The 24157-nt window shown below is 38.6% G+C and carries 26 protein-coding genes; 19 read left to right on the top strand and 7 right to left on the bottom strand.

The window, feature by feature from the left end:
* Positions 1 to 402 carry a response regulator gene (locus tag BLR27_RS07445; protein ID WP_090702972.1) on the top strand — a complete coding sequence of 134 codons (402 nt, stop codon included), beginning with the start codon at positions 1 to 3 and terminating at the stop codon, positions 400 to 402.
* A gap of 2 nt (positions 403 to 404) precedes the next feature.
* On the opposite strand, the gene BLR27_RS07450 is transcribed toward BLR27_RS07445, so the two are convergent.
* The gene (locus tag BLR27_RS07450) at positions 405 to 2054 is read right to left on the bottom strand and encodes a dipeptidyl-peptidase 3 family protein (protein WP_090702975.1); all 1650 of its coding nucleotides are present in this window, start codon (positions 2052 to 2054) and stop codon (positions 405 to 407) included.
* A 263-nt stretch (positions 2055 to 2317) separates the two neighbouring features.
* On the opposite strand from BLR27_RS07450, the gene BLR27_RS07455 reads away from it, so the two are divergent.
* Both BLR27_RS07455 and BLR27_RS07460 read left to right on the top strand, forming a co-directional pair.
* Positions 2318 to 4648, top strand: coding sequence for a TonB-dependent receptor (locus tag BLR27_RS07455; RefSeq protein ID WP_090702979.1), 2331 nt, complete (start codon positions 2318 to 2320; stop codon positions 4646 to 4648).
* Positions 4649 to 4660: 12 nt separating this feature from the next.
* A complete protein-coding gene (locus tag BLR27_RS07460) occupies positions 4661 to 5485 on the top strand; it encodes a DUF4249 domain-containing protein (RefSeq protein ID WP_245704470.1) in 825 nt (274 codons plus the stop codon).
* 26 nt (positions 5486 to 5511) lie between these two features.
* Here the strand turns inward: BLR27_RS07460 and BLR27_RS07465 are convergent, their stop codons facing one another.
* Together BLR27_RS07465 and ric are read right to left on the bottom strand one after the other, a co-directional pair.
* Entirely contained in the window at positions 5512 to 5847 is a 336-nt protein-coding gene (locus tag BLR27_RS07465) for a 2Fe-2S iron-sulfur cluster-binding protein (protein WP_090702983.1), read from the bottom strand.
* A gap of 5 nt (positions 5848 to 5852) precedes the next feature.
* The gene (gene ric, locus BLR27_RS07470; RefSeq protein ID WP_090702988.1) at positions 5853 to 6575 is read right to left on the bottom strand and encodes an iron-sulfur cluster repair di-iron protein; all 723 of its coding nucleotides are present in this window, start codon (positions 6573 to 6575) and stop codon (positions 5853 to 5855) included.
* Between the two features lie 102 nt (positions 6576 to 6677).
* Between ric and BLR27_RS07475 the strand changes: the two genes are divergently transcribed.
* The 3 genes from BLR27_RS07475 to BLR27_RS07485 are packed head-to-tail and all read left to right on the top strand — an operon-like array spanning position 6678 to position 8391.
* Entirely contained in the window at positions 6678 to 7073 is a 396-nt protein-coding gene (locus BLR27_RS07475) for a group III truncated hemoglobin (protein WP_090702992.1), read from the top strand.
* A 23-nt stretch (positions 7074 to 7096) separates the two neighbouring features.
* Positions 7097 to 7537, top strand: coding sequence for an RrF2 family transcriptional regulator (locus BLR27_RS07480; protein ID WP_090702996.1), 441 nt, complete (start codon positions 7097 to 7099; stop codon positions 7535 to 7537).
* A 47-nt stretch (positions 7538 to 7584) separates the two neighbouring features.
* Positions 7585 to 8391, top strand: a complete 807-nt coding sequence (locus BLR27_RS07485) for an N-acetylmuramoyl-L-alanine amidase (RefSeq protein ID WP_090702999.1) — start codon at positions 7585 to 7587, stop codon at positions 8389 to 8391.
* Between the two features lie 3 nt (positions 8392 to 8394).
* Here the strand turns inward: BLR27_RS07485 and BLR27_RS07490 are convergent, their stop codons facing one another.
* Positions 8395 to 10065: a glutamine--tRNA ligase/YqeY domain fusion protein gene (locus tag BLR27_RS07490; RefSeq protein ID WP_090703003.1), complete on the bottom strand. Its 1671-nt coding sequence runs from the start codon at positions 10063 to 10065 to the stop codon at positions 8395 to 8397.
* Between the two features lie 142 nt (positions 10066 to 10207).
* Between BLR27_RS07490 and BLR27_RS07495 the strand changes: the two genes are divergently transcribed.
* The 6 genes from BLR27_RS07495 (at position 10208) to BLR27_RS07525 (ending at position 14725) form a co-directional block, all read left to right on the top strand.
* Positions 10208 to 10627 (top strand): cobalamin B12-binding domain-containing protein, encoded by a 420-nt coding sequence (locus BLR27_RS07495; protein ID WP_090703007.1) that lies wholly within the window; start codon positions 10208 to 10210, stop codon positions 10625 to 10627.
* Positions 10628 to 10676: 49 nt separating this feature from the next.
* Positions 10677 to 11459 carry an enoyl-CoA hydratase/isomerase family protein gene (locus BLR27_RS07500; protein ID WP_090703011.1) on the top strand — a complete coding sequence of 261 codons (783 nt, stop codon included), beginning with the start codon at positions 10677 to 10679 and terminating at the stop codon, positions 11457 to 11459.
* A 133-nt stretch (positions 11460 to 11592) separates the two neighbouring features.
* Complete coding sequence (locus BLR27_RS07505) at positions 11593 to 12996, top strand: sigma-54-dependent transcriptional regulator (protein ID WP_090703015.1); 1404 nt, start codon at positions 11593 to 11595, stop codon at positions 12994 to 12996.
* Positions 12997 to 13595: 599 nt separating this feature from the next.
* Complete coding sequence (locus BLR27_RS07515; protein WP_090703023.1) at positions 13596 to 13913, top strand: YtxH domain-containing protein; 318 nt, start codon at positions 13596 to 13598, stop codon at positions 13911 to 13913.
* 12 nt (positions 13914 to 13925) lie between these two features.
* Positions 13926 to 14276, top strand: a complete 351-nt coding sequence (locus BLR27_RS07520) for a phage holin family protein (RefSeq protein ID WP_090703026.1) — start codon at positions 13926 to 13928, stop codon at positions 14274 to 14276.
* Positions 14273 to 14725: a hypothetical protein gene (locus BLR27_RS07525; protein WP_090703031.1), complete on the top strand. Its 453-nt coding sequence runs from the start codon at positions 14273 to 14275 to the stop codon at positions 14723 to 14725. The genes BLR27_RS07520 and BLR27_RS07525 overlap by 4 nt, the downstream gene beginning before the upstream one ends.
* Positions 14726 to 14761: 36 nt before the next feature.
* Here BLR27_RS07525 and BLR27_RS07530 read toward each other — a convergent pair whose 3' ends face one another.
* A complete protein-coding gene (locus BLR27_RS07530) occupies positions 14762 to 15691 on the bottom strand; it encodes a GDP-L-fucose synthase family protein (RefSeq protein WP_090703458.1) in 930 nt (309 codons plus the stop codon).
* A gap of 56 nt (positions 15692 to 15747) precedes the next feature.
* On the opposite strand from BLR27_RS07530, the gene trmB reads away from it, so the two are divergent.
* The 7 genes from trmB to BLR27_RS07565 all read left to right on the top strand — a co-directional run bounded on the left by trmB (position 15748) and on the right by BLR27_RS07565 (position 23403).
* Positions 15748 to 16398: a tRNA (guanosine(46)-N7)-methyltransferase TrmB gene (trmB, locus tag BLR27_RS07535; protein ID WP_090703035.1), complete on the top strand. Its 651-nt coding sequence runs from the start codon at positions 15748 to 15750 to the stop codon at positions 16396 to 16398.
* Positions 16399 to 16734, top strand: coding sequence for an MGMT family protein (locus tag BLR27_RS07540; RefSeq protein WP_090703038.1), 336 nt, complete (start codon positions 16399 to 16401; stop codon positions 16732 to 16734). It begins immediately after the preceding gene.
* A gap of 48 nt (positions 16735 to 16782) precedes the next feature.
* Complete coding sequence (locus tag BLR27_RS07545; protein ID WP_090703042.1) at positions 16783 to 17124, top strand: carboxymuconolactone decarboxylase family protein; 342 nt, start codon at positions 16783 to 16785, stop codon at positions 17122 to 17124.
* Positions 17125 to 17193: 69 nt separating this feature from the next.
* Complete coding sequence (locus BLR27_RS07550; RefSeq protein ID WP_090703046.1) at positions 17194 to 17763, top strand: DNA-3-methyladenine glycosylase I; 570 nt, start codon at positions 17194 to 17196, stop codon at positions 17761 to 17763.
* A 42-nt stretch (positions 17764 to 17805) separates the two neighbouring features.
* On the top strand, positions 17806 to 20619 hold the full coding sequence (polA, locus tag BLR27_RS07555) for a DNA polymerase I (RefSeq protein ID WP_090703049.1): 2814 nt from the start codon (positions 17806 to 17808) through the stop codon (positions 20617 to 20619).
* Between the two features lie 95 nt (positions 20620 to 20714).
* The gene (locus BLR27_RS07560; protein ID WP_090703052.1) at positions 20715 to 22136 is read left to right on the top strand and encodes a glycogen synthase; all 1422 of its coding nucleotides are present in this window, start codon (positions 20715 to 20717) and stop codon (positions 22134 to 22136) included.
* Position 22137: 1 nt separating this feature from the next.
* Positions 22138 to 23403, top strand: coding sequence for a glucose-1-phosphate adenylyltransferase (locus BLR27_RS07565; RefSeq protein WP_090703056.1), 1266 nt, complete (start codon positions 22138 to 22140; stop codon positions 23401 to 23403).
* Positions 23404 to 23416: 13 nt separating this feature from the next.
* Here BLR27_RS07565 and BLR27_RS07570 read toward each other — a convergent pair whose 3' ends face one another.
* Positions 23417 to 23725, bottom strand: coding sequence for a YbaB/EbfC family nucleoid-associated protein (locus tag BLR27_RS07570; RefSeq protein ID WP_090703060.1), 309 nt, complete (start codon positions 23723 to 23725; stop codon positions 23417 to 23419).
* 25 nt (positions 23726 to 23750) lie between these two features.
* Complete coding sequence (locus BLR27_RS07575) at positions 23751 to 24140, bottom strand: response regulator (protein ID WP_090703065.1); 390 nt, start codon at positions 24138 to 24140, stop codon at positions 23751 to 23753.
* Positions 24141 to 24157: the final 17 nt, after the last annotated feature.

Below are 24157 nucleotides of genomic sequence, written 5' to 3' on the forward strand. Positions count from 1 at the left end.
ATGTCTGCTCCGTTTCCACATTTTATTATAGTTGATGATAGCCAGCTTGACTGTTTTATTGCAGAAAAGATCATACAAAATGCAGGATCCTATTCCAGTGTAAAATCTTATATGGAGGCTACAGAAGCCTATGAAGCAATAAAAAAATCTGTTCCGGGACCTGCAGATGCCATGACCATCATTGTTCTGGATATTCAGATGCCTGTAATGAACGGATTTCAATTCGTCGATGCTTTTGAACAGCTCCCCGCAGATATCCGGTCAAATTATGCCATATTTTTATTTAGCTCATCAATCAATGAGAATGATAAAAACAGACTGGGCAATTATCCATCTATTAGACGATTCTATGGTAAACCCATCTCAAAAGATACGGTAGCCCAGATGATAGAAACGCTCTAAACCTACTTTAATCCTAAAACACTCAGACCCTGCTCAAAGATCACATCTACCGGAATTCCCTTTTTACTCAAACGGCTAAGGTCAGAACTAAGATCAGTGTGAATTAAAGCCATTTCTTTCTGAACTTTTTCAACAGCGGCCTTATCGCCATTGCCCTGAAGAACAAGAATTTCCCTGGTCAGATCATTCATGGCAGATTCGAATTTTTCGTAATTAACCTTATATGTGCCTTCATCAGTACGTTCAAAAGCACCCTTACTATTAAAGAAATTGAAGCAGAGCATATTTGCTTTGCCATGTGCTTCACCTGCACCAAAACGAACAGAACGCAAAATACCTGCCATAAAAGTGGTATAATAGTCTTTGATATCACCCTCCAGCTCGCCCTTCTTAAGCAAACTACTCACCATATATAAACCCAGAATATCAGCCTTACCTTCTTCCAGCCATGAATATTGTTCCTGCAATGCTTCTCTTACATAACCTTTTCCTGTAATAGTTGATTTTATTCCCAAACCATGAGCTACCTCATGAAACATCACATTGGCAAAAAATGCATCAAATTTGATATGCTCCTGCTGACTTTTATCTATCAGTTCAGCAGAAATCGGTACCATGATCTTATCAAACTTTGCACGCATTGCATTTTTTAACTGTGAACGGCGGGTACCTTTCAATTGCTGGATCTTTTCATCATTAGGCAGATTCACCGCTATGGTCTTTCCACCTGAATTTCCATCTCCTGCATAATAAACTACATCGAATGCAGCAAGCTGAGAGGAAGTACCAGGCTTCTCCTTCTTATAGGCCTCTTCAACCGGCAAGCCCCTCTGAAGTTCTGGGAGCATACTCACATATTTTTCCAATCGCTTAGTCCATTCTTTATCCTTAACAAGTACATAACTTTCGAAAGCAGCGCGGGCATTGAAGAGTCCGTCTTCATAATTCTCGATCGGACCAATAATGATATCAAGACCGTTATTTGTCATGTCCATCCAGGCTAAATCACTCGGCATATAATTATCAGTGACCAAAGCTTCTGCTCTGAAGGTAAGATAGCGTCTTAACTGACCGGGGCCGGAAAGCTGTGCCGCTTCTCTCAATAAGTTAGCTGCCCTTACTAAATCATCCCTGAAGTAAATACTATAAGGTACAGAAAGTAATTTGCCTGAATCGGTACGACGAATCATGGAATATAATCCCTTTTTGTCTGCAACATTAGAGCTTTCAAGCTCTTCTTTTGTCATGTCAGCAGGATAAAAACCAGAACCTGCAGGTTTTGGGCCAATTCCCTTGACAAATGGCTTATTGTCATTCAAACGATCCCATGGACCATAATTTATCAGTATAAATTCCTTTGTTTTCTCATCCTGAACAGTGGCCAGTAAACTATCCCGCTGCGGGTAACTCTGCTTCCAGAAAAGTTCGTCCATGATCTCAGCTGCCTGGATAAGAAGGGGTAAAACCTTTCGCTCATTTTCTGTCAGCTTTTGAATATCTGTAGTAAGTCTGACTTTGGCATATATAGGAAGCCGTTCTGCCACATAGTTCTGCAAACTGTCGTTCGCAAGTACACTTTTATTTTCTGAATTATTTGAACAGGATGTTAAGCCTATCAAGGCACTCAAAACTACCAGATAATTGATTTTCATTTTGGAATAGGTTTTATCGAAGAATAAATATAGCTAAAATTATAGTTCTGTGAAGAGAACCAGGTTTCAGATCCGGGTTTTTAAACGCCAGATCCTTGACTAGTATGGTACTTTTCATGCAAAATATCTCATGCAAAATATCTTACTTTCAACTAACAATCGACTGAAAAATAGATGGATGAAAGTATTTAGCTTTGCAGAATTACCGTATATCATACTTATGCACAAAACACTATTTAAACTCTTCTTCTTATTTTAATAGAATGCTCTTTTTGAAAAATATCTTTCTGACCATTATGCTGCTATTGTTTTGTACAATAAGCAGTTTAGCTCAGGACAACTACACGGTAAATGGGGTTGTAAAAGACTCTCTTTCGGGGGAGACATTAATTGGAGTTACCCTCAAATTTATGGGTAAGGCACAAGTCGGAACCAGCACAAATGCCTATGGGTTCTTTTCATATAAACTCAGCTCAGGAGATTACGATCTAAGCGTAAGCTATGTAGGTTACAGAACAATAAACAGAAAGATCAGCATCAATTCGGATACAAAGCTTGAGCTGAATATGGTTCCTGACAATATCCTTGATGAGATCGTGATCAGCTCCGAAAGAAGGAATGACAATGTGGTGAATGCACAAATGGGTGTGGCCAAAATCAACCTGAGTGAAATCAGAAATGTACCCGTTCTATTTGGGGAACGCGATATACTTAAAACTCTGCAATTGCTTCCCGGAATAAAATCTGCCGGAGAAGGAAACAGCGGCTTTTATGTTCGGGGAGGATCAACTGACCAAAACCTGATTCTTCTGGACGAAGCACCCGTTTATAATGCATCGCATTTACTTGGATTCTTCTCAACCTTCAACTCAGATGCTATAAAAGATGTCAGCGTTTTTAAAGGAGGCATGCCAGCTCAGTACGGGGGCAGATTATCATCCGTTCTGGATATACGAATGAATGATGGGAATAAGAAGGAATATACCGCTGAGGGTGGAATCGGATTGATCTCTTCAAGGCTCAAGCTCGAAGGTCCGATAGTTAAAGACAAAGGTTCATTCATGATCAGTGGCCGGCGAACCTATGCAGATGCATTTTTAGCCTTTTCAAGTGATAGTTCCATCAAAAATAACACCCTTTATTTTTATGATCTTAACGCTAAAGCAAACTACCAGATAAATGATAAAAATACCATTTATCTTTCCGGATATTTTGGTCGTGATGAACTCGGACTAAATGAAACTTTTGGCTTCGACTGGGGAAATACAACTGCAACACTCCGTTGGAACCACTTATATAGTAATCGTTTATTCTCAAATACTTCCCTCATTTACAGTAATTACAATTATGTGATTCAGAATTTTCTGGAAGAGAATAATTTTAAAGTGAGTTCCTCAATCAGGGATATGAATTTGAAACAGGATTTTCAGCTTGCCTTAAATAATAGTCATAATATCCGCTTCGGGCTTGATCTGAACCATCATACTATTGCTCCCGGTAATATTACTGCCAGTGCAAGTTCCAGTGTAAATGAAGTAACTGTTGAAAAGCGCAAAGGCAGCGAAATAGCAGCTTATATTTCTGATGAATGGGAAGTTAATGACAAGATCAATATGGTTTATGGCCTTAGGGCCAGTTCATTCTTTCTATTTGGACCGGGTAATTTTTACAGGTATGATGCTGAAGGAAATACCACTTCAACCAAGGCCTATTCAAGCGGTGATCTGGTTAAAAGTTATTTTTATCTGGAACCCAGAATCTCGGCAAGTTATCAGTTGAATAGTTCGTCTTCTCTGAAAAGCTCTTATACACGGAATACCCAAAATCTGCATTTAATGTCTAATTCTACAGCCAGCTCTCCTACTGATCTGTACATTATGAGCAGTAATAATGTCAGACCGGAAATAGCAGATCAGGTAGCCCTTGGTTATTTCAGGAATTTAAATGAAGATAAATACGAGTTTTCTGCAGAGGTGTATTATAAAAAGATGCTGGGGCAGATCGAATACCGAAGCGGAACAGATCTTCGTGGAAACAGAAATGTGGAAGCTGACCTTCTCTTCGGTGATGGAAGAGCTTTTGGCATTGAGTTGTTCTTAAAGAAACGTTTTGGTAAGATCAATGGATGGATAGGGTATACGCTGTCAAAAACAGAGCGCAAATTTAATGATATAAACAGCGGCCAATGGTTTCTTGCAAAACAGGACCGGACACATGATGTTTCATTAGTGGGTATCTACAAAGCAAGTGAGCGGTGGACTTTTTCCTCAACATTTGTGTATAATACCGGAAATGCGGTGACCTTCCCCGGAGGCAAATACCAGTTAAATAACAAAACTGTATTTTATTATTCTGAGCGTAATTCAGACAGAATGCCTGATTATCACCGCCTCGATTTTTCGGCTACACTGGAAGGAAAACCAGGAAAGAAATTACAATCAAGCTGGTCTTTTGGAGTTTATAATTTATATAATCGCAAAAATGCATACTCCATCGATTTTAGAGACGATCCGGATGATAAAAGTAAAACCCAGGCTGTAAGAACAACTTTATTCGGAATAATCCCTTCAATTACCTGGAACTTTAAGTTTTAAAATGAAACCATTATGAATTTCCTAAAGACCTTTAAACCTGTACTTCAGGCTTCAAAACTTAATTATACCCTGATGTTTTTCATCAGTTTATTCTTATTATCATCCTGCGAAAAAGTAGTTGACCTTGATCTGAGCAATGCAGAACCAGTAATTGTTATAGAGGGCAACATCAGCGACCAAACCGAAAATCAATTTGTCAGAATTTCGAAAACCATTCCATTTACAGAGTCAAATTCTTTCAATGGTTATACAGGGGCAAAAGTAACTGTGACCACTCCAAGCGGCATTCTAATTAACTTTGCTGAAGTATCTAAAGGCCTGTATAGAAGTCAGCGGTTCAGGGGAACACCCGGTCAAACTTATAAGCTGGAAGTTCTGGCAGATGGAAAGTTGTACACAGCCAGTTCAACTATGCCTTACCCTGTGGGGCCTGATTCTGTTGGATTCAAAAAACTCAGCTTTTTTGGAAATTCCAATATCTATCCAACCGTTTATTACAAAGACCCTGCGGGTGTGCAGAATCAATACCGATATTTGTTAAAGATCAACAGTAAATCTCAGACCGACATTGTTTTTGAAGATCGGTTTAATGATGGAAATGCAGTTTCTGATGTGATCATTTATGATGGTGATGATATTAAGTCAGGGGATATCATTGATATTGAAATGCAAACGATCGACCGTAATGTATTTAAATACTACTTTGCGATCAGTCAGATAGGAGGAAACGGCGGACCACCGGTAGCTCCGGCAAATCCTGATTCCAATTTTAATAACGGAGCCCTCGGGATATTCAGCGCATATACAAAATCAACGATCTCCATTGTTTTGAAATAGTTCAGTTCCATGGTGAAAGTGAAACATCAATGATCACTCAAAATTTTCACAAAAAGATTTGACAGGCTGCTATCAACGGGCACCTGGCAAGCCAGCCTGACCTCAGGCCGGCATGATGCCAACCTATCAAGAGTTGTTGCTTCATTTCTTTTTAGAGAGGCAGCCTCTCCTGTTAATCCGCTGATCTCAACCAGGCATGTACCACATTTACCCATTCCTCCGCATTGTCCGAATTCTTCTGAATACAGCCTGTCTTGTATCAGACATTTGAGATCTCTGTACTCTCCCCTGAAGGTCTCAACTAAAAGCTCCCCTGAAGTATATACGATAGTTACAAATATCCTATTTCCAGTCAGATTCATCAATATTAAACCAGAGCCGATTCCAGGCTGACCGCCTTCGGAAAAAGGATATTATTTTCAAGATGAATATGTGTATGCAGATCTTCTTCATATTCTTTTAACATCGCAAATGCAACTTTGTATGTTGTACAAGCATCTGCAGGAGCAATGTATCCATTACTTAATTTTGAGATCTCTCTGAACCGGCCACCCTCCGTATCATGCTCCTTCATCATCATTGCAATTGGGTTCTGAACGGTCATGAATGGAGGCTGATCAATTTCTGATTGGCCATTTTCTGCCTTAACCATTGAGCGGATGTATGGAAAAAGGATGTTCTCTTCCTTTTTCATATGCAAGGTCAATTCCTCTGCCGAAGCTAAAAACTGCTTATAGATATTAAATAATTCAGGATGTCTTTCACCATGAACTTTGCAAAGCTTATTAAGATATAGATTCAGCTCAGGGATCTTTTCCGTTACATAACGATGATGGGTTTTCTCAATATAATCTGCTAACAGGTCGATTGGCCAGGAATTATAATCGATGGCGCTTTTTTCTTTACTTGCCATTACCGATAAAACCTCCTGTTCAACTTTCTCTTTGTCAAGATCCTGACTTGAACATGCCTCAGAAATGGTCCTGTTTCCCTTGCAGCAAAAGTCAATTCCAAATTTTTGAAAAACACTGGCCGCCTTAAAATTTGCAGCAACTAAAGACCCGATTGTACTATTAGCTATTGTTTCCATGATTTATTTTCTTTTATTTAGTATTCAAAGGTATAAAAATTTCATAAAGGATAATTTTATCCTTTATGAAAAAATCTTATATTTGTCATATATTATCAAAAAATGACCGGTAAAAAAGATATTGAAGGACTTGAGGACATCAAAGTAATGGTTGATGACTTTTATGACAAAATCAGAGAGGATGAGTTATTGGCTCCAATTTTTAATTTCAGGCTTTCAACACACTGGGTCCCGCATCTTGAAAAAATGTATACTTTCTGGAATGCAGCCCTCTTTGGAGTGAAAGGATACAATGGAAATCCCTTTATGAAACATGCAACGATGGAATTAGATCCTGAACATTTTGAACGGTGGATCAATATGTTCAATCAAACAATAGATACACATTTTCAAGGCCCGATAGCTGAAGAAGCAAAAATAAGAGCAGCAGTTATGGCAAGTATGTTCATGTTTAAACTGGATAAAATAAAACATAGCACAATCAAACCACTGATCTGATACGGATACACTTTAATCACATTATGATCTCAAAAGCATGTAAATACGGAATACGGGCAACAATTTTTGTAGCCTCAAAACAGGAAGAGGGTATAAAACTCAATATCAAAGATATTGCAAGAGAAGTTGATGCACCTGAAGCTTTTACAGCGAAGATTCTGCAGGTACTTAACAAAAACCGTATTATCACATCCCTAAAAGGACCTTATGGTGGGTTTTACATTGAAGATTATCAGCTGGAGCAGCCAGTCATAAATATTGTAAATGCCATAGATGGGATGTCTGTTTTCCAGGAATGCGGACTTGGATTAAAGCAATGCTCGGCTACTCACCCCTGCCCTATGCACGATCAGTATAAAATAGCAAGAGATGCGCTTCTGGATGCATTCCAAAATACCACAATAGGTCAACTCGCAGAGCAGGTAAATGAAGGAGGTTCTTATATTAAAAACCTCCATTATTAAATAAAGAGATTCATTTTTGTATTTTGGCTGAAGTTAAAACAACATCCATGCGCATAAAAATAAGTCTGATGCTCCTTGCCGGAATAAGTATGATCATAGCATCCTGTTCATCAAACCCTTACGGCCCGACGAACAAAGCATATAAAAAACAAACAAAAGAATTAAGCAGAACCATCCGCACTAATCCTGTAAATCCAACAGGTGAGGATTTTGTAGGGACAACAAATTTCGGGCTGCGAAAACCTAATTACGTGATCATCCATCATACCGCTCAAAACTCGACCGAGCAAACCCTAAAAACATTTACATTACCTCGTACTCAGGTTAGTGCTCATTATGTGATTGGGAGAGATGGAGCAATTTACCAGATGCTGAATGATTATTTAAGGGCATGGCATGGTGGATCGGCAAAATGGGGTAATCTGACTGATATTAACTCTGCATCAATTGGAATAGAACTCGACAATAACGGCTTCGAACCATTTGCTCAACCGCAAATCAGCAGCCTTTTAACCGTACTTGCAAACCTTAAAAAAACGCATACTATTCCGGCGGCTAATTTTATTGGCCATTCAGATATTGCACCAGGCAGAAAGGTGGATCCAAACATCACCTTTCCCTGGAAAACTCTTGCTGAAAATGGTTATGGGTTATGGCAGGATTCTATATTAACTGATTCTGTGCCAGAAACATTTAACCCCATTGAAGCGCTTCGAATTATAGGGTATGATATTAAAAATCCCCAAAATGCCCTGAAATCCTTTCAGCTCCATTTTGTACAAAAAGAGATCACGGGCATATTAACCGAAGAGGAGAAAAAGATCCTCTTCAATCTTTATAAGAAGTATTTATAGGTCTCAGGATTTCTTAACTTCTTTGGCCCAGGTATCTTTTAATGTTACTGTACGATTAAAAACCAGATGATCAGGACTTGAATCGATATCAAGGCTAAAATAACCTTTACGTATAAACTGATATCCAAAACCAGGTTCAGCATTCTCCAGATCAGGCTCTATAAATGCATTTTTAATCACAGACAAACTATCCGGATTGATATATTCTTTAAAATCACCCTCTTCGTTTGATGGATCTTCTACACGAAATAAACGATCATATAATCGTATTTCGGCTGTTTTGGCTCCTGCAACACTAACCCAGTGGATAGTTCCCTTAACATGGATACCGCTGGTATCACTTCCGCTCTTTGACTCAGGAATATAGGTGCAATAAATTTCTGAAACACGACCAGTATCATCCTTCACAAAAGAATCACATTGAATGATATAGGCATTTTTTAACCTGACCATGAGTCCCGGACCCAAACGGAAATATTTCTTCGTTGGCTCTTCCATGAAGTCATCTCTCTCAATCCATAATTCAGAACTAAATGGAATAGGACGTGATCCATCTCCGCCCTCAACTTCAGGATTGTTTTCACCATCCATTACTTCAATCTGATCTTTTGGATAGTTACTAATGATCAGTTTTACAGGATCCAAAACTGCCATTCTTCTCCAGGCAGACTTGTTTAGATCTTCGCGAATACAGAATTCAAGCAAACTAAGGTCGATCAGATTCTCTCTTCTGGCAACTCCAATTCGCTCGCTGAAATTACGTATGGAAAGTGGTGTATATCCGCGACGACGTAATCCGCTGATAGTTGGCATACGGGGATCATCCCAACCAGTAACATAATTTTCATTGACCAGCTGAAGCAGCTTGCGCTTGCTCATAACCGTGTAATTCATATTTAACCTGGCAAATTCATATTGCCTTGAAGGAAAAACATTTAACTGTTGTATAAACCATTCGTACAATGGACGATGGGGAATGAATTCAAGAGTACAAATAGAATGGGTAATTTGCTCAATAGCATCAGATTGACCATGGGCAAAATCATACATTGGATAGATACACCATTTATCACCGGTACGGTGATGATGGGCATGCTTTATACGATACATTAAAGGATCGCGAAGATGCATGTTAGGTGATGCCAGATCGATCTTTGCACGCAAAACCTTCGCACCGTCAGGATATTTACCGGCCTTCATATCTTCAAAAAGCTGCACATTTTCTTCAATACTCCTGCTTCGGTTGGGAGTAGGTTTACCCGGCTCTGTTGGAGTTCCCTTAGCTGAAGCAATTTCCTCAGCTGTACTATCATCCACGTAAGCCAGCCCCATCCGGATGAGGTTCAATGCAAAATCATAAAGCTGATCGAAGTAATTGGAAGAATATAGTTCCTTATCCCATTCAAAACCAAGCCATTTAATGTCTTCCCGGATACTGTCAACATACTCCACATCCTCAGTAGTAGGATTGGTATCATCAAATCTAAGATTGGTTTTACCATTATATTTTTTAGCAATACCAAAATTTAAGCAAATAGATTTAGCATGCCCGATATGCAAATAACCATTTGGCTCAGGAGGGAATCGCGTTAGAATACGGCCGCCATTTTTACCATTGCGGATATCTTCTTCAATGATTTCTTCTAAAAAATTTAATGATCTTTCTTCGCTCATACTCTGATTTAAGAGGGTACAAAAGTAGCAAAATTTACTGTTTAGCTTATAGCAATTTGGCAGATGCCCTTTTTAAAATTTACTGGAGTTTTAATTGCAGGATACAATGCAATTTTCTTCTTACTTTTACTTAATCTCAATTATGACAGGATACCTAAATCGACCGATACGTGTACTTGTTGCTAAAGTTGGCCTGGATGGGCATGACAGAGGCGCAAAGATCATCGCTACCTCTCTGAGGGATGCCGGGATGGAAGTTATTTATACGGGCCTGAGACAAACTCCGGAAATGGTGGTCAATGCTGCTCTTCAGGAAGATGTTGATGCCATTGGCATTTCAATTTTATCAGGCGCTCATATGACGGTATTCCCTAAGATCATACATTTAATGAAGGAAAAAGGCTTGAATGACGTACTCGTAACCGGAGGTGGAATTATCCCTGATGATGATATGAAGATCCTGAACGAAATGGGTGCAGGCAAACTTTTTCAGCCTGGAACAAATACTCAGGAGATCGTGTCTTATATCACTCAATGGGTCAAAGAAAACCGAATGTTCTGATAATTCCAGAATGGAATGAAACCCTTTAATTAATTTCAAATTAAACACTATGAACTTTACTAATCTTCTCGTAGAAACACGTGACCGGATTTTATATATCACTATTAACCGTGAAAGCAAATTAAATGCATTAAATAAGGTCACACTGGCAGAACTTCATCATGCTATCACAAATTCATTCCATGATAATACTATTGGAGGATTGATCATAACCGGAGCAGGGCAGAAAGCTTTCGTTGCAGGAGCAGATATTTCAGAATTTGCAGATTTCAATACCGATGAGGGCAGGGAACTTGCACGCGAAGGACAAAGCAAAGTTTTTGATGTGATTCAGAACAGTGAAAAACCTATAATTGCGGCAATCAATGGATTTGCACTCGGTGGTGGCCTTGAACTTGCGATGGCCTGTCATATAAGAGTTGCCGCTACAACTGCCAAAATGGGATTACCCGAAGTTAGCCTGGGCTTAATCCCCGGATATGGTGGTACCCAGCGTCTAAGCCAACTGGTCGGCAGAGGACGGGCCCTGGAAATGATCCTGACAGCAGATATGGTAAGCGCAGCGGAAGCGCATAGAACCGGACTGGTTAACCATGTTACTGAACCTGATATGATCATGGCAAAGTCAGAAGAAATACTTAAAAAGATCATTAGCCGCTCCCCTTATGCTGTAGGTTGTGCTATCAGGGCAGTAAACGCTGCATTTATTGAGGGGCAAAATGGCTATGAATCTGAGATCGCTGAATTCTCCAACTGCTTTGGTTCAGAGGACTTTAAAGAAGGAGTTGCAGCATTTTTAGAAAAAAGAAAAGCTGAATTTACAGGAAAATAATCTATTCAAACAGGGGGCACCTAAATCAGAGGAGCATTTAAAAGTGTGGAAAAAATTTCCCAATTCTCAAGATTGTTTGTACCTTGCCTGCATAACATTGCCATGATTAGGGCTCTTAATATAAATTCATCCTATGAATAAAATATTAATAATTGATGATGAGGTAAATATCGGCATACTTCTTTCCAAATTTTTAACAAGAAACGGTTTTGAAGTAACCACAAGTACCAACGGTAACAATGCTCTTGATATAATGACAAAGGAGCCTTTTAACCTTGTACTTTGCGATTTCCGACTGGAGGATACCGATGGCAGGGAGATGTTGCGTAAGATCAAAACTACCTATCCAGATACAGGTGTTATTATAATCACAGGATATTCTGATATAAAACTCGCTGTTGAATTAATAAAAATGGGAGCTTTTGATTATATCACAAAGCCTCTTTATCCCGATGAAATTCTAAATACCATCAACAAAGCGATTGAGGCTCAAAAAGCTATTAATCAACATGGAAATCAAACAAACGAAACAAAAAATAAACGTGACTCTAAAGATGGTTCCATACCTGAAGAATTTGTAGTTGGAAAAGGAACTGCTTCGCAGGAGCTGTTAAAACAGATCAAGCTGGTAGCCCCAACAAATTATAGCGTTATCCTGAACGGTGAAAGTGGAACAGGTAAAGAATCTGTTGCGAAAAGCATTCACTTTAACAGTCCGCGAAAAGACAAGCCCTTTATTGCAATGGACTGCGGATCTTTAACAAAGGATCTTGCAGGAAGTGAATTTTTTGGGCATGAAAAAGGTTCATTTACAGGTGCTTTATACACTAAGATCGGACATTTTGAAATGGCTAATGGCGGAACCTTGTTTTTGGATGAGGTTGGCAATTTATCCTATGAGATACAGGCAGCACTATTAAGAACAGTACAGGAACGAAAAGTAAAAAGAATCGGAAGTACAAAAGAAATAGATCTTGATGTTCGAATTCTTGTTGCAACAAATGAAAACCTGACCGATGCCATACAAAAAGGGCGGTTCAGGGAGGATCTTTTCCACCGTTTCAATGAATTCAATATTACTGTTCCGCCTCTGCGCGAACGGGGTAAAGATATTATGATCTTTGCTGAGCATTTTCTTAAGGAAGCTAATACAGAACTAAATAGAAATGTAACTGATTTCTCAAATGAAGTGATCGATTGTTTAATGACATATAACTGGCCAGGGAATGTCCGTGAGCTTAAAAATGTGATCAGGCGTGCTACACTCCTGAGTGAAGGAAACGAGATACTATTAAAAGCTCTGCCACTTGAAATTTCAACCTTTGCGAAAGCTTCTGCCATTGAAAATGCATTTGGCGCTAATGTTGCTGTAAATGCAAACAGGCACGATCTTAAAAATGCAGCAATGGAGGCAGAATATGAAACCATTCTGAATGTTTTGAAAGAAGTTAACTTCAATAAAACAAAAGCAGCCAAGATTTTAAATATTGACAGGAAGACGCTCTACAATAAAATGAAAGCGATCAACCTGGAGTAATTAAATTGCTAAAAATCTGATTCAAAGCCCGCTTAATAAAATATGCGGGTTTTTTGTTGCAATGCTCATTGATCTACAACCACTAACACCGGATCATGTATGTTTCCAATCATTAACAATGAATTGACACCCGCCAGTTGTACATGATATTTAATTCTTTGCATATTAATCTGATTATGTGAGTCATAAAATAATTTTCAAAAAGATTAAAACCTAATCAATCCTATATTGTTTATTAACAGGAGTTCAAAAATGATTGGTTTGAGGAAGGCCAATCAGTTAGAAGAGGATACAATGGAATATCCTAAATCAATTCTGCTATGGATTCCTTTCATTCGGGAATGCCATCAGGAAGTTCAAACGGCATTTAATCTTCTATCAGATGCTGACATTTGGCTTGATAATTGGTAGATATGAGTTAGAAACCTGAAGATCAGGAATTGACCTTTAACATATTTCATCTTAACAATAAGTAAATATGGATTATGTAAATTTGTAATGCATTGTTTAGGATAAAAGGAACTTGTTTAGACCAGTAAATAAAATATTAAATTGAATAGAATTATTTTTAAGATTAAATTAACCAAAATTTTTAAGTCATGAGTGATAACACAAAAGTTTTAGCAGCAATGCTGGCAGGATTAGCAGCAGGAGTTGCAATAGGTATATTATTTGCTCCTGAAAAGGGATCTGAAACACGTGATAAATTAACTGATTCTTTAAAGAATTTGGGCGACAGTATTAAAGATCGTGCGGCAGATGAAATCGGCAATTTAAGCGAATTCAAAGATAAAGTTGTTGATGGAATTAAATCTAAATTGAGATCAGCAGAGGAGGAATATTCTAAAACACGTAACGCTGTAAGTTCTGTTGTGGATCATGCAGAAGATACCCTTAATAAGGCAGCAAAATCATAAATTTGAATTCTTATGGAAGAAGAAGAATTTGAACAACAAAAACTTATTGAGAAAGTAACGGAGTACGTAAAAGTTCGTAAGGAACTTACCTTACTCAAAACCGTTGATAAGGGATCGCAACTATTTGCCAATTTACTAACAGATGGCCTTGTGCTTATTCTGGCCGTTCTGGCATTTTTGTTTGGCAGTTTTGCTCTGGGTTTTTACCTATCTGAGGTTTTAGAAAATTCATATGGAGGTTTCCTGATAGTTGCCGGAATTTATTTACTGGCTGCTTTAATTCTGAATTCCATAAAAGACAAATACCTCGAGAAAAAGATCATTAATATCATAATCGAAAAATTTTTTAGAGATAGAAAATGAGAACAAAGATCCAGAATATCGACGATTTACGGGAAGAGGTTATTCGTTTAGGAGTTAAACGCTCTGAAATGGAGACCGATCTTAAAATCGAAGTTGAGAAAATTACATCCAGAATAAGGTTGCCACTCATGCTTTTGCGTAAACTGAATGACTTTTTAGGTGGCAGCAGGGATAAATCAGGCAAAAAGGATGGCGAAGATTGGGTATCCGGTATTTTCCGAATCGGTTTACCTGTAATGATGAATAGATTTCTCTTTCCGAAGTCCGGGTTTATTGTTAAATCTGTCATAGAGCTTATATCTCAGAATGCTGCGAAAACAGTAAATAAGGATTTAATGAGTGGCCTGCTGGAAAAATTATCCGAATGGATAAAATCACCCAAAACCAGAAATAAAAAAGAACCTGAACTGGCTGATTATGGTATTCCGCCAGATAGTGAGACTTATTAAAAAAAAGGCCTTTTTGTAATTCAAAAAGGCCTTTTTTTATGCATAATTATTTTTAAAATCTTCATAAACAAGCCTGATACCCTGTTCAAGTTCAACCTGATACTTCCAACCTTTACTATTTAATTTTGAAACATCCATCAACTTCCGGGGAGTACCATCTGGTTGAGAGGTATCAAAAACCAATTCGCCTTCAAAGCCGACTACTTTTTGAATTAATAAAGCCAATTCTTTGATAGTTATATCATGACCGGTTCCAATATTAATAAAGCCGGCCTCATCATAATTTTGCATCAGAAAGAAACAGGCATTTGCCAGATCATCTGAAAATAAAAATTCACGTTTCGGACTTCCGGTACCCAAAATGATAACTTCTGAACTAAAATTAATTTTCGCTTCATGAAACTTTCTGATCAGAGCGGGCAATACGTGGGAGTTCTGAGGATGATAATTATCATTATAACCATACAGATTGGTAGGCATTACAGATATAAAATTGCATCCATACTGTTCCCGGTATGCTTCACACATTTTGATACCGGCAATTTTAGCAATGGCATAGGGCTCATTGGTTGGTTCAAGCAAGCCAGTTAACAAATATTCTTCTTTTAGTGGCTGTGGAGCAAGCTTTGGGTAAATGCAGCTTGAACCCAGGAACATCAGTTTCTTCACACCATTAACATATGCCTGGTGGATAACATTCATCTGAATAGCCAGATTTTCATATAGGAAATCAGCTTTATACATATTATTCGCAAGTATACCTCCTACTTTTGCTGCGGCTAAAAACACATATTCAGGCTTCTCAATTGCGAAAAAATCAGTCACCGCCTGTTGATTTCTTAGATCAAGTTCAGACGATGTTCTTAGAATCAGGTTGGAATAGCCTTCTTTTTGAAGTTTTCTGAGTATAGCAGACCCTACCATCCCTCGATGGCCTGCAATATATATTTTAGATGCTTTTTCCAATATTATAGAGTATGGAAGCAAAGATAAAACTATTTTTACAGGCTTTAACATAAGAAATGGGTAAGGATAAACTAAGACGCTTTGCAGAGATCACAGCTTTTGAAAATGTCATTGAGCTGGAGGATGGAAAAATATTAAAAGGTCGCTGGGCCCAGGAACATTTTAAGAACAAATACCCACTGATCCTTGAATTGGGATGCGGAAAGGGTGAATATACTGTAAATCTTGCCCGGCTTTTTCCGGAAGTGAATTTCATTGGAATCGATTATAAAGGAAACCGCATCTGGAGAGGAGCCAAAACGGCCATGGAAGAAAATATTCCAAATGTTGCCTTTCTCAGGATTCAGATCGAAAATCTGATCGATTATTTTTCGGAAAAAGAAATTTCAGAAATATGGATCACATTTCCTGACCCCCAGCCTCAGATCAGTCGTGAAAAAAAACGGCTAACTTCACCAAGGTTCCTGAATATGTACAAATTGGTACTAAAGGAAAAAGGTCCTGTTCATTTGAAAACCGACAGTGACCCCTTACATGCCTATACCTGTCAGAAAATTCAAGAACTGGGTTTGAAAACACATGCCCGGACAGAGGATCTGTACAATTCTTCATTAGTTAATGAGGTACTTTCGATCAAAACTTATTATGAGAAGAAGTATCTTGCTAAGGACAAAAACATCAATTACCTGAAGTTAAGCTTTGATTAAATGGAAAAACTTAGTTTTTATGATCAGGTTTATCAGGTCGTCAGGCTGATACCCAATGGAAGAGTCACTTCTTATGGTGCTATAGCTTCCTATCTGGGGACTAAGGGTTCATCAAGAATGGTTGGTTACGCCATGAATGCCGCACATACCGCATACCCTCCAGTTCCTGCACAAAGAGTTGTCAACAGAAATGGTTTGCTTACAGGAAAATTTCATTTTGGTACTGAAGATCTGATGCAGCAATTATTAGAAAATGAAGGAATTAAAGTTGAAAATGACAAAGTCACAGATTTTAAAAAGATATTCTGGGACCCCGCTATTGAATTGGAACTTTAACAGACAAACTGAATTTAACGCATAATAAAAATAAATTAGAAAAATGATATGGGAAAAATGATCGAAGAATTCAATGGTTATCGCACTAAAATGAATGACCGCATCATGGAAACTGCAAATACCAATATCAAACGCTTTATTGCACTCGATACAACAACATATGCAGATGGAGCACTGAATGTAAAAACCAAGGAAATGCTTGGACTTGTTGCATCTATGGTTTTACGCTGCGATGATTGTATTAAATATCATCTTGGAAAATGCCATGATGAAGGGGTCAGTAATGAAGAAATGAATGAAATCTTTATGATCGCAAACCTCGTTGGAGGGTCGATCGTAATTCCACACTACCGCAGAGCACTTGAATATTGGGACGAGCTGAATAGTTAATTCAGCTGATTCAAATTTGAACTATGACTGAAATTAATTAAATTTCTGTTGTATTAATCAATCTTAAAATTGGACTTAAATAAAAACATAATCAGGTGTGCCTGGTGCGGTACCGATCCATTATATGTCAGGTACCATGATGAAGAATGGGGGAAACCTGTTTATGATGATCAGACTTTGTTTGAATTTCTAATTCTTGAAAGTGCTCAGGCAGGATTAAGCTGGATAACCATTTTAAGAAAACGCGAAAACTACCGCAAGGCCTTCGCAAATTTCAATGCCGAAAAAGTAGCAGAATTCACTGAAGAAGATGTTAAACGATTATTGCAGAATGAGGGGATAATCAGAAACAGGCTGAAAGTTAATGCTGCAATCAGCAATGCCAGATTGTTTTTGGGAATCCAAAAGGAATTTGGGTCATTCTCAGATTATATCTGGGGATTTTTGCCGGATAAAAAACCGGTAATAAATACCTGGACTGATCATAAGAATGCACCGGCCAGGACTGAGCTTTCCGACCGCATCAGTTTAGATATGAAAAAACGCGGTTTTAAATTTTTTGGCACTACCATCTGTTATGCTCATATGCAAGCAACAGGGATGATAAATGACCATATTGAAGGCTGTATTGCCAGATAAAAATTCGGGGAGATTTACCCCCATCAAAAGATCAGAATTCGAATGAAAAAATTATTTCTCTTAGATGCATTTGCATTAATATACCGGGCTCACTTCGCTTTGAGCAAAAATCCCAGATTTACATCCGCTGGATTGAACACATCAGCAATCATGGGATTCACGAACACCCTTCTGGAAGTTCTTAAAAAAGAAAATCCAAGCCACATGGCAGTGGTATTTGATACCTCAGCTCCTACAGAGCGTCATACAGATTTTGCTGCCTATAAAGCACACCGGGAAGCAATGCCTGAAGATCTGTCGACTGCCATTCCATACATCGTCAGATTAATTGAGGGTTTTAATATCCCCGTTATATTTTCTGATGGATACGAGGCTGATGATTTGATAGGTACACTAGCTAAAAAGGCCGAAAAAGAAGGTTTTACGGTTTATTGCATGACTCCAGATAAGGATTTTGGTCAACTCGTATCAGAAAATATTTTCATTTACAAGCCCGCAAGAATGGGTAATGGAATGGAAATTCTGGGGGTAAAAGAGATCCTTGAAAAATGGGATATCGACCATGTTGAACAGGTTATCGATATTCTGGGATTATGGGGAGACGCAGTAGACAATATCCCGGGAATACCTGGAATTGGCGAAAAAACAGCAAAACTACTGATCAAACAATATGGTTCGATCGAAAATATCATTAAAAACAGCCATGAGCTTAAGGGTAAATTAAGAGAGAATGTTGAAAATTTTGCCGAGCAGGGCCTTATCTCCAAGAAACTGGCCACCATTCTGCTGGATGCACCTGTTGATCTGGATGTTGATGCCTTGCATGTTGACAAACCCAATCGCGAAATATTAGAAGCTCTGTTTGCTGAACTTGAGTTTCGTACCCTAGGCCGTAGGGTGTTTGGAGATGACTTCAATGTGGCTGAAATTAAGTCTGGCTCAACAAGCGGACAGATGGACCTTTTTGGAACCAACAACATTCAAAATGCTCCTTCCTCAATAGAAGGAGCTGAGTCAAATTATACCGATGTTCCGCTTTCCTTCAAAAATATAAATAATACGGCTCATCACTATGAACTGGCCGAAACCTTTGACAAAAGAGCGTCCCTGATCGCGTTGTTAACCACCCAAAACTCATTTTGTTTTGATACTGAAACAACTGGGCTGGATGCTAACGATTGTGAACTGGTAGGCATGTCCTTCAGTATAAAACCGGGTGAAGGATGGTATATTCCATTATCCTCTGATCAAAATGAATGTCAGAATACCCTAAATGAATTCAGGTCTGTTCTTGAGAACAAACAAATTGCCAAGATCGGGCAAAACCTGAAATACGATATTCTTGTACTTAACTGGTATGGAATCCGTGTTCAGGGGGAGCTGTTTGACACGATGCTTGCACATTACCTGATCGATCCGGACTCCCGTCATAACATGGACCTGCTTGCCGAGAATTACCTTCAATATACCCCGGTTAGTATCACCAGCCTGATAGGCCAGAAAGGTAAAAATCAGGGCAGCATGAGAGATATTGATGTTGAACTGGTTAAAGAATATGCTGCCGAGGATGCTGATATCACACTGCAGCTAAAAAATACCTTTGAGCCCATTCTAAAAACTGTGAATGCCTGGAAATTGGCAGTGGAAATTGAAAATCCGCTGATATATGTACTTGCTGACATTGAGCGCGAAGGAGTAAAAATAGATCAGAATGCACTCGTAGAGTTTTCAAAAACTCTGGAAACAGATCTGAAGCTCCTTGAAAAAACTATTTATGAAAAGGCTGGTGTAAAATTCAATATCGCATCTCCAAAACAATTGGGTGAAGTGCTTTTTGACAAACTCATGCTGGATCCGCAAGCGAAGAAAACAAAGACAGGACAGTACCAGACCGGTGAAGATGTACTGACAAGACTCGCAAACAAAAGCGATATTGTTGCCGATATTCTTGATTTCAGACAGCTTCAAAAGCTTAAATCAACCTATGTGGATGCCTTGCCTCAAATGATCAATAAGAAAACTGGCCGCATCCATACTTCCTACAACCAGGCTGTAGCAGCCACCGGAAGATTAAGCTCAAATAACCCCAACCTGCAAAATATTCCTGTGCGTACCGAACGGGGAAAGGAAGTAAGAAAGGCATTTATTCCAAGAGATAAGGACCATGTTCTGCTTTCTGCTGATTATTCCCAGATCGAGCTGAGGATAATTGCAGAGATCAGTAAGGATGAAAACATGATGGAAGCCTTTGTTCAGGGCCATGATATTCACACCGCAACGGCAGCTAAGGTTTATGGAATAAGTTTGGAAGAGGTAAGCTCAACTCAAAGAAGAAATGCAAAAGCCGTAAACTTTGGGATCATTTACGGGCAATCAGCATTTGGACTTTCCCAAAATTTGGGTATCCCAAGGAAAGAGGCAGGAGAAATAATTGAAAACTACTTCAATACTTATCCCGGAATTAAGAAGTACATGAATGATACCATGAATTTTGCGAGAGAAAATGGATATGTCGAAACAATCATGGGCCGACGACGTTACCTGAGAGACATAAATTCAGCTAACCAAACGGTACGTGGCTTTGCTGAGCGAAATGCGATAAATGCCCCGATTCAGGGCTCAGCAGCAGACATGATCAAGATCGCCATGATCAGGATCCATCAGGATATAATCGATCAGAATCTGAATTCAAAAATGACCATGCAGGTACATGATGAATTGGTGTTCGATGTGCCAAGGTCAGAAACAGTGATAATGAAAAAGATCATTGAAGACCGTATGAAAAATGCAATTGAAATGAAAGTGCCAATTCTGGTGGAAGTTGGAGAAGGCAGTAACTGGCTTGAAGCACATTGATGTTTTTCCTTTTCGATTAAAAGGAATTAGCGTTTATAATTCATTTTTATGCTTAACATTTATTAAATTCATTTTTCAATTAATTAAGATTATTTATGAATGTAATGCACCTCAGCGCAGAATGCTACCCGGTAGCCAAAGTCGGAGGACTTGGTGACGTTGTTGGTGCCCTCCCTAAATACCTTTGCGAAGCGGGCCTGAATGCTTCTGTTGTTTTGCCTTATTATGACCGCAAATTTGTCAGAGAAAATACCTTTGACCTTGAATTTAAATCAAGCATAAAAATTGGTACCAAAATTTTTGACTATAGTATTCTGAAAGAAAGCAGCCGAAAGCTGGGATTTGATCTGTATCTCATTCATATCCCGGGTTTGCTTGATCGTCAGGAAATTTATTGTTATCCTGATGAAATAGAACAGTTCATCAGCTTTCAACTCTGCTTTTTAGACTGGATAGTTAAAGCTGAAATTAAACCTGATATAATTCATTGTCATGATCACCATACAGGGCTTATCCCATTTTTAGTTTCACATTCCAGCTCATTCAAATCTCTGGCATCCATACCAACTGTATGTACGATCCATAACGGGCAGTATCAGGGTTGGTTTGGATGGGACAAGGTTGGCTATTTACCAGGAATTGACCTAAGTAAAGCCGGACTACTAGATTGGGCAAATTGCATTAACTCGCTGGCCGCATCAGTAAAATGCTGCTGGAAGTTCACAACAGTATCACCGAGTTACCTGGAGGAGCTTTCCTATAATTCAAATGGCCTGGAAAAACTTTTCCAGATGGAAAAAAATAAAGGTATTGGAATAATAAACGGTATTGATACACAGGTTTGGGATCCGGAGAATGATCCCATGATAGTTAAAAACTATTCTGCTCTAACAGCAGATACCGGTAAAAAAGAAAATAAAAAGTTGCTCTGTAAGGAGTTTGGTTTAACAACAAACAAGCCGCTGGTAGTCTTTATTGGCCGGCTTGTTGGAGAAAAAGGAGCTGATCTTTTACCCGAAGTCATTTCTTCATGCCTGGAACGCTATAAAGGAAAATTAAACTTTCTGATACTCGGATCAGGCGATCCTGCTACCGAAAAAAATTTAAAAGAACTTTCTTCAAAACATAAAAAACATTATGGAGTCTATATTGGTTATGATGAAGAACTTTCACATCGTATCTATGCTGGTGCAGACTTTCTGATGATGCCTTCGAGAGTTGAACCATGCGGATTAAATCAACTATATGCTATCCGTTATGGCACTATTCCTGTAGTACATAAAACAGGTGGATTAAAAGATACTGTGATCGATCTTAAAAACAAGAATGGTTACGGTTTAACATTTGATGATCTTACAATTGATGGGCTGACCAATGCTATCGGCAGAGCACTGGATGTTTACGCAGATTCAGGCAGGATGACAGAGATAAGAAAAAAAATGATGTCCCTTGATTTTTCCTGGGATAGATCTGCAAAGGAATATATAGATTTATATAAAAGCTTAATAACCAATTAACATGAATTCTAAAGTTATATCAGTAGTGCTGGGTGGCGGACAAGGTTCGCGTCTGTATCCTTTAACCGATACTCGTTCCAAACCGGCAGTGCCAATAGCCGGAAAGTACCGTTTAGTTGATATACCTATTTCAAATTGTTTGAATTCTGGAATTGAGAGAATTTTTGTTCTAACCCAGTTCAATTCAGCTTCCCTGAACAAACACATAAAAAATACTTATCATTTCAGTTTTTTCAGTGATGCCTTTGTAGATATTCTTGCTGCTGAACAAACTCCAGGGAATAGTACCTGGTTTCAGGGTACTGCAGATGCGGTAAGACAGAGCCTTAATCATTTGGTCCAGCATGAATGCGACTATGTTCTAATCCTGTCAGGTGATCAATTATACCAGATGGATTTTGAAGGAATGGTAAGAAATCATGAAGAAAACGGTGCAGATATAAGCATTGCTACCATACCTGTAACAGCCCGGGATGCAAGTGACTTTGGAATTTTAAAGGCCGATGAAAATAACCTGATCACCTCATTTATAGAAAAACCTAAAAAAGATATACTTCCGGAGTGGAAATCAGATGTTGGAGATAAGGTCAGGTCAAGTGGTAAAGAATATCTTGCTTCAATGGGTATTTACTTGTTCAATAAGAAACTACTCTTTGAACTGCTGGAAAATAATACAAGGACCGATTTTGGTAAAGAAATTATTCCTCAATCTTTGGTTGACCATAAAGTACTAAGTTATCAGTTTGAAGGATATTGGACAGATATCGGTAATATCCATTCCTTTTTTGAAGCAAATATTGGCTTGACAGATGATATTCCTGAATTTAACTTGTTTGACAAACGTCCGATCTATTCAAGAGCCAGAATGCTGCCTCCTTCAAAAATATCAGGAACAACCTTAGAGAAGACAATTATCGCAGATGGATGCATAATTAATGCGAGCCGGATTGAGCGTGCCGTGATTGGTATAAGAACCAGAATAGGCACAGGAACTACCATTGTAAACAGTTATGTGATGGGTGGTGATCGTTACCAAACCCTGAATGAACTAAGTGAGGCAGCTGAGTCTAAAATACCGGTCATGGGAATCGGGGAGCGATGCTATATCAAAAATGCCATTATTGATAAAAACTGTTTTATTGGCAATGATGTTCGTATTAACGGAGGTCCGCATCTTACTGACGGTGATTTTAAAACCCATACGATCAAGGATGGAATTGTTGTTGTTAAAAAATTGGCGGTCATACCTAACGGTACGGTGATCTGACAGAAATTAATTGCTATTTGTTTCCAAATAAGCCACCCAGGCCTCCCATCATATCCCGGGTAGCAGCCTGCATTTCTGTCTGGCTTACATTTTCTGCATGCTCAAGTACCTTGTTGATTGCTGTTACCAGCAACTCTTCAAGCTCTTCTTGATCAGCAGATCCCAGTAATTCCGGATCAATTGAAATACCAGTGATTCGCTTATTGGCAGTCGAAGTAATACTGATCTTTCCTCCTTCCACTTCTGCCGAAACAGAAACATTATCTAAGCGTTTTTTGATTTCTTCGGCCATTTGCTGAGCCTGTAAAAGTTTGTCGAACATAAAGAAATTGAATTTAACCTATTTGTCAGAGGGTACTCCGGATAATATCAGGAGTAAGGGGCTTAGAAATAAAACCCTTTACAGAGGCAAACAGCTTTGAACGGGCGATATCCTTTTCATCAACAGATGAAGTAACTATGAACACACGTACAGCCTTTTTCAGATCCTGTCTGAAAATTTCAAAAGACTCTAAAAAATCCCATCCATCTACCACCGGCATATTCAGGTCAAGCAAAATAACATCGGGAAGCTTAGCATGATCCTCTGAATTAGCTTTTAGAAATTCAAGTGCCTTATCTGCCTCAGTATAACTTACAAAATCGTCATAGATCTGATTTTTGGAAATCATAATTTGAGCTATGCGTTGATGTATAGGATCATCATCAATTATAAATACAGTACTCGTATTACCCATATTGTAAAAATAATTTA

Origin of the sequence: Daejeonella rubra, assembly GCF_900103545.1 — a bacterium.
GTDB lineage: Bacteria > Bacteroidota > Bacteroidia > Sphingobacteriales > Sphingobacteriaceae > Daejeonella > Daejeonella rubra.